This window comes from Actinomadura sp. GC306, from assembly GCF_004348665.1.
Taxonomy (GTDB): domain Bacteria; phylum Actinomycetota; class Actinomycetes; order Streptosporangiales; family Streptosporangiaceae; genus Spirillospora.
In genome coordinates this window covers 1-15,855 of the sequence record NZ_SMKM01000153.1, presented here as the reverse complement: position 1 = coordinate 15,855, position 15,855 = coordinate 1, and the positions used below count along the sequence as shown (strand labels likewise).

Below are 15,855 nucleotides of genomic sequence, written 5' to 3'. Positions count from 1 at the left end.
CGCCACCACCACCGGGACCACCGGGTCCGCCGGCCGCAGCCGCTCCCGCACCGCCGCCACCAGGGCGCCGCGCCGGTCGGCCGCCGCCGCGACCGCCTCCGCCAGCCGGTCGGCCTCCCCGCCCCACAGGTCCCGCAGCGGCACCCGGCCGTTGCGGATCGCGTCCGCCGGGACGCCCAGCACCGGCGGCGCCGTCCCCGGCCCGAACCGGACCGCCACGATCGACTCGCCCGGCCGCATGGCCGCCGGAATCGGCCCCGTGTCCGGGCCCGCGACGAGGATCCCCGACTCCGACCACATCACGTCCACGCAGCCGTCGGGCAGGACCCGCTGCGTGAACGGCTCGGCGTCGCGGGGGAGCGCCGCCGTCCACGAGCACGCCAGTCCCCGCTCCTGGTACTCGCGATAGCCCCTGGGATCCACGCCTCCTGCATACCACCCGCTCTTCCGGGCAAAGCCACATAAGCCCAATACCAGGAGGAAAGCCATGTCGAGCAAGGACCTTGAAGGCAAGAGCATCGCGTTCCTGTGCGCCCCGGAGGGCACCGAGCAGATCGAGCTCACCGAACCGTGGGCGGCCGTCGAGCAGGCCGGCGGCACCCCCCGCCTCGTGTCCACCCAGTCCGGCCGCCTCCAGACGTTCGACCACCTGGACAAGGCCGACACCTTCCCCGTGGACACCACCGTCGAGGTCTCCGACCACAACGAGTTCGACGGCCTCGTGCTGCCCGGCGGCGTCGCCAACCCCGACTTCCTGCGCATGCAGCCCAAGGCCGTGGAGTTCGCCAGGTCGTTCTTCGAGGCGGGCAAGCCCGTCGCGGTCATCTGCCACGCCCCGTGGACGCTCATCGAGGCCGACGTCGTCCGCGGCCGCACCATGACCTCGTTCCCGAGCGTCCGGACCGACCTGCGCAACGCCGGGGCGACCTGGGTGGACGAGGAGGTGCAGGTCTGCGAGGACGGGCCGAACGTGCTCGTGAGCAGCCGGAAGCCGGACGACCTGAAGGCGTTCTGCCGGGCGGCCGTCGAGGCGTTCAAACGGTGAGGCCGGACGTGGTCTAGACCTCTGACCTAGACCAATCGGTGAACCCCCGGCGACCATGTCCTGCACGAATATCCGTACCCGCGGGTAACTAAGTACGGTTGTGCACGTGACCCGTCGAGCGAAGATCGTCAGCACCATCGGCCCGGCCTGCTCCAGCACCGAGCAGATCCACGCCCTCGTCGAAGCCGGCATCGACGTCGCCCGGCTCAACATGAGCCACGGCGAACATGCCGTCCACGAAGAGGTCTACCACCGCGTCAGGGCCGCCGCCGACGCCACCGGACGCGGCGTCGGCATCCTCGCGGACCTGCAGGGCCCCAAGATCCGCATCGGCCGCTTCCCCGACGGCCCGGTACGCCTCACCCTCGGCGACGAGTTCACCATCACCACCGACGACGTCCCCGGCACCCGGCGCGAGGTCTCCACCACCTACCAGGGGCTGCCGGGCGACGTCGGCCCCGGCGACACCGTCCTCATCGACGACGGCCGCGTCGCCCTCAAGGTCACCGGCGTCGACGGCACCCGCGTCCAGACCACCGTCACCGTCGGCGGCATGGTCTCCGACAACAAGGGCCTCAACCTCCCCGGCGTCCCCGTCAGCGTCCCCGCCCTCACCGAGAAGGACGAGCAGGACCTCCGCTGGGCCCTCCGCCTCGGCGTCGACCTCGTCGCCCTCTCCTTCGTCCGCACCCCCGACGACGCCGACATCTGCTACCAGATCATGGAAGAGGAGGGCGTCCGCGTCCCCCTCATCGGCAAGATCGAGAAACCGCAGGCCGTCGAACGCCTCCCCGAGATCGTCGCCGCCTTCGACGGCATCATGGTCGCCCGCGGCGACCTCGGCGTCGAACTCCCCCTCGAACAGGTCCCGATGGTCCAGAAACGCGCCATCGAACTCTGCCGCGAGAAGGCCCGCCCCGTCATCGTCGCGACCCAGATGCTCGAATCCATGATCTCCGCGCCCCGCCCCACCCGCGCCGAGACCTCCGACGTCGCCAACGCCGTCTTCGAAGGCGCCGACGCCGTCATGCTCTCCGGCGAGACCAGCGTCGGCCAGTACCCCATCGAATCCGTCCTCACGATGAGCCGCATCGTGCAGACCGCCGAACAGGCCGCCCTCCAGGCCACCCACACCCTCGAACGCATGCCCGAGACCGTCGGCGGCGCCATCGCCCGCGCCGCCGCCGAAGTCGGCGCCATCGTCGGCGCCGAGGCCCTCGCCGCCTTCACCATGTCCGGCGAGACCGCCCGCCGCCTGTCCCGCTACCGCTCCCCGATCCCGCTGCTCGCCTTCACCTCCGACCCCGCCGTCCGCGGCCGCCTCGCCCACGTCTGGGGCGTCGAGACGTTCATCGTCCCCCACGCCGACCACACCGACGCCATGTTCGGCCAGGTCGAGCAGGCCCTCCTGGAGATCGGCCGCGTCCAGAAGGGCGACAAGGTCGTGGTCGTCGCCGGCTCGCCCCCCGGCACCACCGGCTCGACGAACCTGCTGCGCGTCCACGCCATCGGCGACGCCATCACCGTCCATACCTGACCCCACCGGGCCGACCACCCCCTGCCGGGCACCGCGCGAACCGCACCCTCGCGCGGTGCCCGGCCCTTTCACGTCCGGTCACCGTAAGGTCTCGATTCCACTTCGCTCGGAAAACACGGCCCACCTGGGGTCAAGGGCCGAAAAAAGTGAAAAGACGATCTCGTAACGGGTGACCGCGCCCCCTTCTCAACGAACGGCCGGTCACCTACGGTCCGGATGTTCGAGCCGCTCCCCTGATCGGTGGTGTGATGGACGTCGACGAAATTCTGGGTGATGCCAGCAGCTTCATCTGGGGCCCCTGGCTCCTGATCCCGCTGCTCCTGCTCACCGGCCTCTACCTGACCCTTCTCCTGCGCGGACTCCAGGTCCGGCGCTTCCGGCTGGCCTTCCGCCTCGCGTTCCGGCGCTCCGACACCGAGGCCGAAGGCGATATCTCCCACTACCAGGCCCTCTCCACCGCCCTCGCCGCCACCGTCGGCGTCGGCAACATCGCCGGTGTCGCCACCGCCATCGCCCTCGGCGGCCCCGGTGCCGTCTTCTGGATGTGGCTCACCGGCATGGTCGGCATGGCGACCAAGTACAGCGAGGCGTTCCTCGGCGTCCGCTTCCGCCGCACCGACGCCGCCGGCGAGCAGGGCGGCGGCCCCATGCACTACCTCAGGAAGGGCATCAAGGGCCCTGTCGGCCTGATCCTCGGCGGGTTCTTCGCCGTCGCCGGAGCCCTCGCCGCGTTCGGCATCGGCAACATGACCCAGGCCAACACCGTCGCCGCCAACGTCGAAGAGGAATGGGGCCTCGACCCCGTCATCACCGGCGTGATCATCACCGTGTTCGCCGGCGCCGTCATCCTCGGCGGCATCAAGAGCATCGGCCGCTTCACCAGCGCCTTCGTGCCCGTGATGATCGTCCTCTACATCCTCGGCGCCGCGGGCGTGCTCGCCTTCAACATCGATGAGATCCCCGGCGCCCTCGGCACCATCTTCACCGACGCCTTCTCCGGCACCGCCGCCACCGGCGGCTTCGTCGGAGCCGGGGTCGCCGCCGCGATCCAGTACGGTGTCGCCCGCGGCATCTTCTCCAACGAGTCCGGCCTCGGCACCGGCGGCATCGCCGCCGCCGCCGCGAAGACCTCGCACCCGGTCCGGCAGGCCCTGGTGTCGATGACCCAGACCTTCATCGACACCCTCGTCGTGGTCAGCTTCACCGCGCTGACCATCGTCATCACCGGCGTGTGGAAGGACGCCGGCGAAGACGAGGCCGCCGCCTTCACCGCCCGCGCGTTCGACGAGGGCCTGCCCGGCGACTGGGCCAGCGTCATCGTCACGCTGAGCGTCATCTTCTTCGCCTTCTCCACGCTGCTCGGCTGGTCCTACTACGGGGACCGCTGCGTGGAGTTCCTGTTCGGCCGCAAGGCGGTCCTGCCCTACCGCATCCTCTTCATCCTGATCATCTACGTGGGCGCCACCACCACGCTCACCACGGTCTGGACCTTCTCCGACGTGATGAACGGCCTCATGGCGCTGCCCAACCTGATCGGCCTGCTCATCCTCTCCCCGCTCGTCTACCGGGAGACCCGCGACTACTTCCGCAACAGACCGAAGGAAGAACTCGCCTCCGAAACCCCCGCGAAGTAGCCGAGAGGAATCGAACCGACGCCGGGCCCGACCAACCCTCGGGCCCGGCGTCGCGTCGTCCCCTCAGTACTTCGCCCCGACGAACTCGTCCAGCCGAGCCACCGCCTCCCGCTTGGCGACCGACAGGTTTCTCCTGTTCATCTGTGTCCAGGCGATACCCAGCCGATCCAGCGCGTCCGTGAAGAGCCTCTGGATGTCCAGTGAGGCGTTGCTGAAGTTGTAGCGCGGGTACTCGTACCATCGGTCCCCGCTCTCGGACGGCCGCCGTATCCGGTTGATGACGCGGCAGCCATCGGAGTGGATCAGGCCCCGGACGAACTCCTCTGTGCACTCGTCCACGATCTTCCGCTGCCAGCCGGCCAGTTCGATCTTGCGGTCGTGCTTGCGCCCCGGCCCGTGCTGCGGGAAGAGGCAGGGCAGATGCTTGGAGTAGACACCGACGTTCGTGCACCCCGTGACCTTCCGGCGTCCCACCTTGTGGCCGGGCATCACTTCGGCGACCGCCTCGGCGGCTTCGTCGATGAGGCCGGGCCAGGAGTCGGCGCAGGCGATTTCGAGCCGGTAGACGCCCTCGCGGTGCGTCTTGGCGATATGGCCGTCCCCGAGGTAGAGGCCGAGGAGATAGGAGTAACGCCGGCCGTTCAGTTCCCGGCCATGGCAGCGGGGACAGAGCGACCTTCCGGAGCCTGCTCCCGTATCTGGATTCTTCCGCCAGTATCCCAAGGTCGATAGCGGTACCCCGGTCTGACGATGGACTTCGGCGAGCGTCAGCCCCGAACCGAGCAGGCGCCGGGCGAGTTGACGTGTTGTTGGGTCATGCATGCCCGCATCGTGGCGTCGACCACTGACAGTTTCCGGTCGTGACCATCGGTAGTGGAGGAGGTGGCCGATCGGTTCTTTTCAGTGGTCGTGGGCTCGGTCGTCGCCGCACCTCGTCACCGACGGGGTGCGGCTGGTCAATGGTGCCGGGAGCGGGACTCGAACCCGCACGCCCTTTCGGACAAATCCTTTTGAGGGATCAATGTCTGCCAATTCCATCATCCCGGCATTTTTCTGGACATGTCCCTTATGTCCAGTTCGGTGCCCCGGTGAGGGGCGCCCAGACCCAGGGTACCGGGTTTCGGTAGGCTCTTGGGTGTGGAGAGTACGCGGCGGGTTGTGATCGCGGAAGACGAGGCCCTGATCAGGCTCGACCTGAAGGAGATGCTTCAGGAGGACGGCTACGAGGTGGTCGGGGAGGCCGGGGACGGCGAGGCCGCCGTGCGGCTGGCCGCCGACCTGAAGCCGGACCTCGTGATCCTCGATGTCAAGATGCCGATCCTGGACGGGATCTCGGCGGCGGAGCGGATCTCGGCCGACCGGATCGCCCCGGTGGTGATCCTCACCGCGTTCTCCCAGCGCGAGCTCGTCCAGCGGGCCACGGACGCCGGGGCGATGGCCTACCTGGTCAAGCCGTTCTCCAAGACCGACCTCGCGCCAGCGATCGAGATGGCGGTGAGCCGGTACACCGAGCTGCGGGCCCTGGAGGCGGAGGTCGTCGGGCTGCAGGAGCGGCTGGAGACCCGCAAGGTGGTCGACCGGGCCAAGGGGCTGCTGCAGGAGGCGCACGGGTGGTCCGAGCCGGAGGCGTTCCGGTGGATCCAGAAGGCGTCGATGGACCGGCGCCTCACGATGCGCGCCGTAGCCGATACCGTCGTCGAGGAGCTCTCCCGCCAGCGGCAACGTCCTGACCTGGGCTGACGCTAGTCCGTTCTGTCACGTTCTGCGAACGATTCGTTCACGACTCCGCTCCCGTGGCGGCCCCGTTAACGGTGCTTCGCTACGCTCGCCACACATTTCCTGATGTGCGAGTAAAGGAGCCTGTGTGCGCCGAACACTGGCGGCCGCCCTGCTCGCGCTCGCCGCGATCCTGCTGGTCACCCCGGCGGCGTTCGCGGCTGAGGGCGAGGCATTGGCAGGCACGGTGCGAGGTCCCGACCGCAAACCGGTCGCGGACATCGTGATCAAAGTCCAACAGGGTGCGAAGGAGGTCGGCGAGGCCACGACCGGGGCCGACGGCAAGTGGCGCGTCGAGCTTCCCGGACCGGGGCGCTACGACGTCGCCCTCGACGTCGGGTCGCTCCCGCAAGGGGTGGTCCCGCGCCGCCAGGGAGGCGAGGCCCTCACCGACATCTCGGTGACCGACGGCCAGGAGCGGAACGTGCTGTTCCCGCTGGCGGCCGAGGGGCAGGCCGGCCAGGGCGCGGACGGCGGTGCCGGTGCCCCGCGGGCCGACACGGGCCCGAGCACGGGCGAGAAGTTCCTGCAGCTGCTGCTGGAGGGCGTCCGGTTCGGCGCCATCATCGCGATCACCTCGGTCGGCCTCTCGCTGATCTTCGGGACGACCAAGCTGGTGAACTTCGCCCACGGCGAGATGGTGACGCTCGGCGCGGTGATCGCCTGGTTCCTGAACCTGCAGGGGCCCTCCTGGCAGCTGATACCGGCGACCCTGGTCGCGGTGGTCGCCGGGGTCGGCATAGGCGGGGCGATCGAACGGGGCATCTGGCAGCCACTACGGCGGCGCGGGGTGGCGCTGATCCAGATGTTCATCGTCTCGATCGGCCTGGCCCTGCTGATCCGGCACGGCGTCCAGGTGTGGTTCGGCGCGACGGCGCAGCCGTACAACGACTACCAGATCCAGGACCGGCTGACCTGGGGTCCGCTGTCGATCACGCCGCGGGACCTGACGATCATCGTCATCTCGTTCGCGGTGCTGGTCCTGGTGGGGCTCGGGCTGCAGCGCACCCGCATCGGGAAGGCGATGCGCGCGGTGGCCGACAACCGCGACCTCGCGGAGTCGTCGGGCATCGACGTCTCCCGCGTGATCTTGTACGTGTGGATGCTGGCGGGCGGTCTCGCGTCGCTCGGCGGGGTCTTCTACGGCGTCAGTGAGAACGTCTCGTTCAACATGGGGTTCCGATTGCTGCTGCTGATGTTCGCCGCCGTGATCCTCGGCGGGCTGGGCACCGCGTACGGCGCGATCGCGGGGAGCCTGGTCGTGGGGATCGTGGCGCAGGTGTCCACCTTGTGGCTCCCGGTGGAGCTGCAGAACGCGTGGGCGCTGGTGGTGCTCATCCTGGTACTGCTGTTCCGGCCACAGGGGATCCTGGGCCGCGCGGAGCGAGTCGGATAGGGGGCGCGGCACATGGATATCATCGACATTCTGTTGTCCGCGCTCCGCGGGGCGTTCGCCCCTGAGGCGGCGGTGTACGCGCTCGCGGCCATCGGGCTCAACGTCCACTTCGGTTACACGGGCCTGCTGAACTTCGGCCAGGTGGGCTTCATGCTGGTGGGGGCCTACGGCCTGGCGATCAGTGTGAGCACGTTCGGCTGGCCGATGTGGGTCGGCGTGATCGTCGGCCTGCTGTGCGCGGCGGTGCTGGCGCTGCTGCTGGGCCTGCCGACCCTGCGATTGCGGGGGGACTATCTCGCGATCGTGACGATCGCGGCGGCCGAGATCATGCGGCTGGTGTACCGGGCCGAGTTCGCGAACGACGTGACGGGCAGCGTGTACGGGCTGCAGCAGTTCGCGAACCCGTTCTTCGAGCTCAATCCGATTCCGTCGGGTTCATACGGATTCGGACGGTTCTCCTACTCCGACCGGGACCTGTGGGTGATGATCCTGGGCTGGACGCTGGTCGCCCTGGTGGCCCTCATGGTCTACCTGCTGGTGCACAGCCCGTGGGGCCGGGTCCTGAAGGGGATCCGGGAGGACGAGGACGCGGTGCGCGCCCTCGGCAAGAACGTGTTCGGCTTCAAGATCCAGAGCCTGCTGATCGGCGGTGTGATCGGCGGCCTGGCGGGTGTGATGTTCGCGATCGGCTTCCAGTCGGTGCAGCCGGACACGTTCAACCCCGAGATCACGTTCTTCCTGTGGACGGTGCTGCTGATGGGCGGTGCCGGGCGGGTGCTCGGCCCGATCGTCGGCGCGTGGATGTTCTGGTTCCTGCTGGTGCTGATGGACACCTCGCTGCGGCAGGCGCTCAGCGCGGGGTACATCTCGGAGAGCATCCTGTCGCCGTCCGACATCGGCCCGCTGCGCTTCGCGGTGGTGGGCCTGCTGCTCATGCTGATCATGATCTACCGGCCGCAGGGCGTGCTCGGCAGCAGGAGGGAGATGTTGCTCCGTGACCGATGAGCCGAAGGACGTGCACGGCGCCGATGGCGATGGCGCCGAGCTGGGCGACAGCGAGATCGTCCAGGCCCGGCAGCAGGCCGAGGAGGCGGTCGAGGAGACCGTCGTCCCGCACGACTCCGCGCTGGAGGGGCTCACCGGTACGCCGGGGGTCGCCAAGCCGGATCCGATCCTCGTCGCGGACGGGGTGAGCCGGGCGTTCGGCGGGCTGAAGGCGGTCGACGTCGGGCACCTGGAGGTGCAGCGCGGGACGATCACCTCGCTGATCGGCCCGAACGGCGCGGGCAAGACGACCCTGTTCAACGTGCTGACCGGGTTCGACCGGGCGGACGGCGGTACGTGGTCGTTCGACGGCCGTCCCGCGGCCGGGCTCGCGGCGCACAAGATGGCCCGGCGCGGCATGGTGCGGACGTTCCAGCTGACCAAGGCGCTGACGCGGCTGACCGTGCTGGAGAACATGAAGCTGGCGGCGGTCGGCCAGCGCGGGGAGAACTTCTTCAACGCGCTGGTGCCGCCGCTGTGGCGGCGGCAGGAGGGCGGGCTGGAGAAGCGCGCCCTGGAGCTGCTCGACCGGTTCAAGCTGGCGCACATGCGCGATTCGTTCGCGGGTGAGCTGTCGGGCGGGCAGCGGAAGCTGCTGGAGATGGCGCGCGCGCTGATGGTGGGCCCGTCGATGGTGATGCTGGACGAGCCGATGGCCGGGGTGAACCCGGCGCTGACGCAGTCGCTGCTCGGGCATGTCCGGGCGCTGCGGGACGAGGGCATGACCGTGCTGTTCGTGGAGCACGACATGGACGTCGTCATGGGCATCAGCGACTGGGTCGTCTGCATGGCGCAGGGGCAGGTGATCGCCGAGGGGCCGCCGGAGCAGATCCGTTCCAACCGGACGGTCATCGACGCCTACCTTGGAACCAGGTACGACGAGCCGGGGGCGAAGGAGTAGCGATGTCGGACAAGGACGCCGGGGCGGCCGGGCAGGCCGCTCCGGAGCCCCTGCTGGTGGCGGAGAAGGTGGTCTCGGGGTACATCCCGGAGGTCAACATCCTCAACGGCTGCGACCTCACCCTCGCGGAGGGGGAGGTCGTGGCGGTGATCGGGCCGAACGGCGCCGGCAAGTCGACGCTGATCAAGACGATGTTCGGGCTGATCCCGGTGCGTTCGGGGTCGATCCGGCTGAAGGGCTCGCCGATCACGAACCTCACCGCGCACGAGCTGGTGTCGCGCGGGGTCGGGTACGTGCCGCAGACCCAGAACGTGTTCCCTTCGCTCAGCGTGGAGGAGAACCTGGAGATGGGCCTGTACCTGCGGCCGAAGCTGTGGAACGAGCGGTTCAAGTTCGTCTGCGGACTGTTCCCCCTGCTGGGGGAGCGCCGCAAGCAGAAGGCGGGCGCGCTGTCGGGCGGTGAGCGCCAGATGGTGGCGATGGGCCGGGCGCTGATGATGGACCCGTCGGTGCTGATGCTGGACGAGCCGACGGCGGGTCTGTCGCCGAAGTTCCAGGACGAGGTGTTCGAGCAGGTCAAGCAGATCAACGCGAGCGGTGTGTCGATCGTGATGGTCGAGCAGAACGCGCGCAGGTGCCTGCAGATCGCGGACCGGGGCTACGTGCTCGACCAGGGCCGCAACGCCTACACGGGCACCGGTGCGGAGCTGCTGCACGACCCGAAGGTCATCGAGCTGTACCTCGGCACTCTCGCGACGGTCGACTGACCGTTCCCGGGCGGGCCGGCGCCGCGGCGCCGGCCCGGACCCGGGGCGGGACACGGGAAAGGGCCCCGGCCGTTCGGCCGGGGCCCTTCCTTCGTTCCGCCGAGGGTCAGCTCACCGGCTTGCTCTGCACGGTGTCGATGATCTCGAACTTGCCCTTGTCGTTGTACTCGTAGACCTCGATCTCGGTGGCGCCGGGCTCGCCGGGCTCGGTGAAGTCGAGCGGGCCGCTGGCGCCGTCGTAGTCGATGTCCTTGCCGTCCTTGATCAGGTCACGGCACTGCGCGAAGGACGTGCACTTCTCGCCGCCCTTGGTGACCTCGTTCATCTTCGTCTTGAAGACGGCGGGGTCGTCGGTCTTGGCGCTCTCGGCGGCCAGGGCCATCACCGTGACGCAGTCGTAGACCTGCGGCGCGTACTGGAAGACCTCGAGCTTGGGGTCGAAGGCCTTCAGGCCGTCGGTGAAGGTCTTGTTCTCGACGGAGGCGGGGCCGGTGCCCTTGAAGCCCTCGATGACGGACGGGTCGCTCTTGGAGAAGCGCTCCGCCATCTCCTCGTCCTTCATGCCGTCGGCGCTGTAGAACTGGTTCGCCTTGAAGCCGGCCTCGATGAGCTTGGTGCCGAGCTGGGCGCCCTCCTGGAAGGAGACCATGACGACGGCGTCCGGCTTGGCGTCGCGGATCTTGGAGACCGTGGCGTTGAAGTTGGTCGTGTTGGGCTCGTAGGCCTCCATGACCGGCACGGTGCCGCCGACCTTCTCCAGCGCGGCCTTGGTCGCCTCGGCGAGGCCCTTGCCGTAGTCGTCGCCGCGGTAGGCGATGGCGACGGTGGCGTGGCCGTCACCGGTGATGGTGTCGGCGAGGATCGGGCCCTGCAGCACGTCGCTCGGCGCGGTGCGGAAGTAGAAGCCGTCGTCCTGGTAGCCGGTGAAGGTCGGGGCGGTGTTGGAGCCCGAGCACTGCACCTTCTGAGCGCTCTTGACCTTGTCGAGCACGGCGAGGGACATGCCGGACGCCGCCGCGCCGATGATGCCGTCGACGTTCTGGCCGAGCAGGCGGTCGACGGATGCGTTGGCGATCTCGGCCTTGCCGCCCTCGTCGGAACCGACGACCTCGGGCATCGGCTTGCCGAGGACGCCGCCGGCCTTGTTGATCTCTGCGATGGCGTACTTGGTGGCCGAGATCTGGGGCGGGCCGAGGTGGGCCAGCTCACCGCTCTCGGGGAAGATGTAGCCGAGCTTGAACACGCCGTCGCTCTTGCCGCCGGCGTCGGTGTCACCGCCGCCGTCGTCGCCGCCGCCGCAGGCCGCGAGGGCTAGCGCGGCAACGGCGGTGAGTGCCAGGGTGCGGAACCTTCTGCCGCCTTGCATGGGCGTCTCCAGATGTCCGTGGACAGCCTCTTTGCGTCCGTTTGTACAGTGCCACGGAGGCTACTTGACCTGGACGTTCGTGAGGAGACGGGAGTGGGGGTTGCGGCCGAGTCGTGATCTGTTGTGACCGTTTTGTGAATTACGTGAGTCGGTGATCAGCACACGAAAAGAGGCCCGGGACCACCTTTGGGGCCGTACGCACCTTAGCGGAGCGTACGTTGTCTACTCGGTGGTCCCGGGCCTGTTTCGTCCCACGCTACAGACCCGGGGGCGCGCATCGCAAAGAAAGCGCGGATCAACCTTCGGGAGCGTCCCGCAGCATGCAGGTGAGGCGCGCGCTGCAGATGGGGCGGTCCTCGTCGTCGGTGATCGCGATGTCGTAGGTGGCGAGGGTCCGCCCGCCGTGCAGGCGGGTCGCCACGCCCGTCACGTGGCCCGCTGTCGCGGACCGGTGGTGGGTGGCGTTGATCTCGATGCCCACGGCGATGCGGCCGGGCCCGGCGTGCAGCGCCGCGCCGACCGAGCCGAGCGACTCGGCCAGCACGCAGGACGCGCCGCCGTGCAGCAGGCCGTACGGCTGGGTGTTGCCCTTCACGGGCATGCGGCCCACCACGCGCTCCGGGGACGCCTCCAGGTACTCGATGCCCATGGCCTTGCCCAGGTCGCCGTACGCGTCCGGTCCGAAGCCGGGCAGGTCGACGGCGTCCCGCGGCCCGGGAGTGTCAGTCACTTACGCCTCCACAAAACTGTCTTACGCGCAGACTAGAGTCCTCCTGTGGCGACGACAGCAGTGACCCCTGACCAGAGTGACCGGCTCCTCCTGCTCGACGGGCACTCCCTGGCCTACCGGGCGTTCTTCGCGCTGCCCGTGGAGAACTTCTCCACCACCGACGGGCAGCCGACCAACGCCGTGTACGGCTTCACGTCCATGCTCATCAACGTCCTGCGGGACGAGCGGCCCAGCCACATCGCGGTGGCGTTCGACCGCTCGGAGCCGACGTTCCGGCACGAGCAGTACGTGGAGTACAAGGCGGGGCGGCAGAAGACGCCCGACGAGTTCCGCAGCCAGGTCAGCCTGATCTTCGAGGTGCTGGACGCGCTGCGCATCCCGCGGCTGTCGGTCGCGGGGTTCGAGGCCGACGACATCATCGCCACGCTCGCCGTCCAGGCCACCCGCGCCGGGATGAAGACCCTGATCGTCACCGGCGACCGGGACGCGTTCCAGCTCGTCGACGACGACGTCACGGTCCTCTACCCGGTCCGCGGCGTGTCGGAGCTGTCGCGGATGGACCCCGCCGCCGTCGAGGCCAAGTACGGCGTCCCGCCGCAGCGGTACCGCGAACTGGCCGCGCTGGTGGGGGAGACCAGCGACAACCTGCCCGGCGTGCCGGGCGTCGGCCCGAAGACCGCCGCGAAGTGGCTGACCAAGTACGGCGACCTCGACACCCTCGTCGCCCGCGTCGAGGAGATCAAGGGCAAGGCGGGCGACAACCTGCGCGAGCACCTCGCGCAGGTCCTGCGCAACCACCAGATCAACCGGCTCGACGACGAGGTCGGGCTGGAGCTGGCGCCGCCGCAGCTGGCCATGGGCCAGTGGGACCGCGAGGAGATCCACACCCTGTTCGACTCGCTGCAGTTCCGGGTCCTGCGCGAACGCCTGTACTCGACGCTCTCGGCGGCCGAACCCGAGGCCGACGAGGGCTTCGACGTCGACCTCGACGCGCTGGAGCCCGGCGCCCTCGCCACCTGGCTGGAGGCCAACGCCGGCGACCGGCTCGGCATCGCCGTCACCGGCACCTGGGGGCGCGGCACCGGGGAGATCACCGCGGTGGCGCTGGCGTCGAAGAAGGGGCCGGCCGTCCACCTCGACCCCGCCGAACTCATCGAGGACGACGAGCGCGCCCTCGCCGCCTACCTCGCCGACCCCGCCCGCCCCAAGGCGATCCACGAGGCGAAGGGCCCGATGCTGGCGTTCGCGGCCCGCGGAATGACCCTGGACGGCGTGACCAGCGACACCGCCCTCGCCGCCTACCTGGCGCTTCCAGGCCAGCGGACGTTCGACCTCGCCGACCTGGCCCTGCGCTACCTGCACCGCGAACTGCGCAGCGAAACCGAGGAATCGGGGCAGCTCACCCTCGACGGCTCGGGAGAGGAAGAGGCGGCGCAGGCCCTCGCGGTCCGCGCGCGCGCCGTCACCGAACTGGCCGACGTCCTCGACAAGGACCTGGACAAGCGCGGCGCCACCCGCCTCCTGCGAGAAGTGGAGCTCCCGCTCGTCGGCGTCCTGGCCGACATGGAGCGCGCCGGCATCGCGGTCGACACCGACCACCTCGCGGGCCTGTCGGCGTCCCTCGGCGGCCAGGTCAAGGAGCAGGAGCAGGCGGCCCACGGCGCCGTCGGACGCGAGTTCAACCTCGGTTCGCCGAAGCAGGTCCAGCAGATCCTGTTCGACGAGCTGAACCTGCCGAAGACCAAGCGCACCAAGACCGGCTACACCACCGACTCCGAGGCCCTGACGAACCTCCTGGAGAAGGAGCCCCACCCCGTCCTGGAGCACATCCTCCGCTGGCGGGAGGTCGCCAAGCTCAAGAGCATCGTCGACTCCCTCATCCCGATGGCCGACGACAACGGCCGCATCCACACCACGTTCAACCAGATGATCGCCGCGACCGGCCGGCTGTCGTCCACCGACCCGAACCTGCAGAACATCCCGATCCGCACCGCCGAAGGCCGCCAGATCCGCGAGGCGTTCGTCGTCGGCGGCGGCTACGAATCGCTCCTCACCGCCGACTACTCCCAGATCGAGCTGCGCATCATGGCGCACCTCTCCGAGGACGCGGCCCTCCTCGAAGCGTTCGGAACCGGCGCCGACTTCCACACCATCACCGCGTCCCGCGTCTTCGGCCTCCCGCCCGAGCAGATCGACGGCGAACTGCGCGCCCGCATCAAGGCCATGAACTACGGCCTCGCCTACGGCCTGTCCGCCTACGGCCTCTCCCAGCAGCTCCGCATCTCCCCCGACGAGGCCCGCGGCCTCATGGAGGAGTACTTCGAGCAGTTCGGCGGCGTCCGCGACTATCTCCGCGACATCGTCGCCAAGGCCCGCCAGGACGGCTACACCGAAACCATCCTCGGCCGCCGCCGCTACCTGCCCGACCTCAACTCCGACAACCGCCAGCGCCGCGAGATGGCCGAGCGCATGGCCCTCAACGCCCCCATCCAGGGCTCCGCCGCCGACATCATCAAGGTCGCCGGCCTGAACGTCCACCGCGCCATCAACACCGCCGGCCTGACCTCCCGCATCCTCCTCCAAGTCCACGACGAACTCGTCTTCGAAGTGGCCCCCGGCGAACTGGAAACCCTGAAAACCCTGGTCAGCACCGAAATGGCCGGCGCCTACGACCTAAGAGCCCCCTTGAGCGTCTCCATGGGCACAGGAAGAACCTGGCAAGAAGCCGCACACTAGCTTTTTTGCCTTTCCCTCGGCGGTCAGGCGCTGGAGCGCCCTCCCTTCAACGGAAAAGGCGTGCGATCGCTGCATCGCTCCGATTCGCCCTGGGGGCTCGCTGCGCGATCAGTTTTCTCGCAGGCTCGAAACCTGCCTTCGGACGCGATCGCGACGGTTGGGGTCGGTGCGTGGTTGCGCCATCCCTTGGTGTCGTTGACCAGGTGAACGACCGAGGCTTCGGTCCTGGTCGCTGAAGCGCTGTTTGCATGATGGGCGGTGCGTGTAACGGCTGTATCGCTCCGGCTCGCCCTGGGGGCTTGCCGCGCGATCAGGTTCCTCGCTGTGCTTATTTGCATTGCCCTTGGCGGTCAGGCCCTAGAGGGCCTTCCCTTCGGCGGGCACTGCGTGCGATCGCTGCATCGCTCCGAACTCGCCCTGGGGGCTCGCTGCGCGATCAGGTTTCTCGCGGGCTCGAAACCTGCCTTCGGACGCGATCGCGACGGTTGGGGTCGGTGCGTGGTTGCGCCATCCCTTGGTGTCGTTGACCAGGTGAACGACCATGGCTTCGGTCCTGGTCGCCGAAGTGCCGTCCGCATGAACGACAACGTGTGCAGCGGTTGCATAGCTTCGCCTTCCCTAGCGCGGTGGCCGCGAACGCTGGCGGGGCGCTACTCGTTGACTTGCGGCGTGTTGCCCTTATGGAGCGCTCCATAAGGGCAACACGCCGCAAGTCAACGGCTCCGAGGTCGGGGGAAGTCGCAGGTGGAGGTCATTGTGTGGTGGAGGGTGGCCGGCCTGCTTGGCGAAATGGGTCGGTGAGGGTGGCTTGCCTGTATTGCTTAGGGGGATCTGTGGGTGGGGAGGCTATTGCAGGGTTGAGGCATGGGGTTTCTGAAGATCGGCTGGCAGTGCGGACGGTGGTGGGTGGGCCGGGTTTGTGG

Annotated in this window: 13 protein-coding genes and 1 tRNA gene; 9 read left to right on the top strand and 5 right to left on the bottom strand. The window is 68.9% G+C overall.

The genetic code is table 11. The features are described from left to right. The coding region (locus tag E1200_RS33850) for a DUF6597 domain-containing transcriptional factor (RefSeq protein ID WP_347813231.1) at nt 1–423 on the bottom strand (423 nt) is incomplete at its 3' end. Nucleotides 424–487: 64 nt separating this feature from the next. On the opposite strand from E1200_RS33850, the gene E1200_RS20715 reads away from it, so the two are divergent. From E1200_RS20715 to E1200_RS20705, 3 genes are all read left to right on the top strand, one after another. Continuing rightward, nucleotides 488–1,045: a type 1 glutamine amidotransferase domain-containing protein gene (locus E1200_RS20715; RefSeq protein ID WP_131953707.1), complete on the top strand. Its 558-nt coding sequence runs from the start codon at nt 488–490 to the stop codon at nt 1,043–1,045. A gap of 106 nt (nt 1,046–1,151) precedes the next feature. Further along, nucleotides 1,152–2,582, top strand: coding sequence for a pyruvate kinase (pyk, locus tag E1200_RS20710; RefSeq protein ID WP_131953706.1), 1,431 nt, complete (start codon nt 1,152–1,154; stop codon nt 2,580–2,582). 248 nt (nt 2,583–2,830) lie between these two features. After that, the gene (locus E1200_RS20705) at nt 2,831–4,216 is read left to right on the top strand and encodes a sodium:alanine symporter family protein (RefSeq protein ID WP_131953705.1); all 1,386 of its coding nucleotides are present in this window, start codon (nt 2,831–2,833) and stop codon (nt 4,214–4,216) included. Between the two features lie 63 nt (nt 4,217–4,279). Here E1200_RS20705 and E1200_RS20700 read toward each other — a convergent pair whose 3' ends face one another. Together E1200_RS20700 and E1200_RS20695 are read right to left on the bottom strand one after the other, a co-directional pair. After that, on the bottom strand, nt 4,280–5,038 hold the full coding sequence (locus tag E1200_RS20700; protein WP_131953704.1) for a helix-turn-helix domain-containing protein: 759 nt from the start codon (nt 5,036–5,038) through the stop codon (nt 4,280–4,282). Nucleotides 5,039–5,176: 138 nt separating this feature from the next. After that, nucleotides 5,177–5,263, bottom strand: a tRNA-Leu gene (locus tag E1200_RS20695). 84 nt (nt 5,264–5,347) lie between these two features. Here E1200_RS20695 and E1200_RS20690 point away from each other — a divergent pair. From E1200_RS20690 to E1200_RS20670, 5 genes are all read left to right on the top strand, one after another. Further along, on the top strand, nt 5,348–5,956 hold the full coding sequence (locus E1200_RS20690) for a response regulator (RefSeq protein ID WP_279484737.1): 609 nt from the start codon (nt 5,348–5,350) through the stop codon (nt 5,954–5,956). A 124-nt stretch (nt 5,957–6,080) separates the two neighbouring features. After that, entirely contained in the window at nt 6,081–7,388 is a 1,308-nt protein-coding gene (locus E1200_RS20685) for a branched-chain amino acid ABC transporter permease (RefSeq protein ID WP_131953703.1), read from the top strand. 12 nt (nt 7,389–7,400) lie between these two features. Then, on the top strand, nt 7,401–8,393 hold the full coding sequence (locus E1200_RS20680; protein ID WP_131953702.1) for a branched-chain amino acid ABC transporter permease: 993 nt from the start codon (nt 7,401–7,403) through the stop codon (nt 8,391–8,393). A 121-nt stretch (nt 8,394–8,514) separates the two neighbouring features. Continuing rightward, nucleotides 8,515–9,333, top strand: a complete 819-nt coding sequence (locus tag E1200_RS20675; protein WP_131953710.1) for an ABC transporter ATP-binding protein — start codon at nt 8,515–8,517, stop codon at nt 9,331–9,333. Nucleotides 9,334–9,335: 2 nt separating this feature from the next. Continuing rightward, nucleotides 9,336–10,100: an ABC transporter ATP-binding protein gene (locus tag E1200_RS20670; protein ID WP_131953701.1), complete on the top strand. Its 765-nt coding sequence runs from the start codon at nt 9,336–9,338 to the stop codon at nt 10,098–10,100. Between the two features lie 106 nt (nt 10,101–10,206). Here E1200_RS20670 and E1200_RS20665 read toward each other — a convergent pair whose 3' ends face one another. Next, entirely contained in the window at nt 10,207–11,466 is a 1,260-nt protein-coding gene (locus E1200_RS20665; protein WP_131953700.1) for an ABC transporter substrate-binding protein, read from the bottom strand. A gap of 295 nt (nt 11,467–11,761) precedes the next feature. Beyond that, nucleotides 11,762–12,115: a PaaI family thioesterase gene (locus E1200_RS20660; RefSeq protein WP_131953709.1), complete on the bottom strand. Its 354-nt coding sequence runs from the start codon at nt 12,113–12,115 to the stop codon at nt 11,762–11,764. A 126-nt stretch (nt 12,116–12,241) separates the two neighbouring features. On the opposite strand from E1200_RS20660, the gene polA reads away from it, so the two are divergent. Then, nucleotides 12,242–14,932, top strand: a complete 2,691-nt coding sequence (polA, locus tag E1200_RS20655; RefSeq protein WP_131953699.1) for a DNA polymerase I — start codon at nt 12,242–12,244, stop codon at nt 14,930–14,932. Nucleotides 14,933–15,855 lie beyond the last annotated feature (923 nt).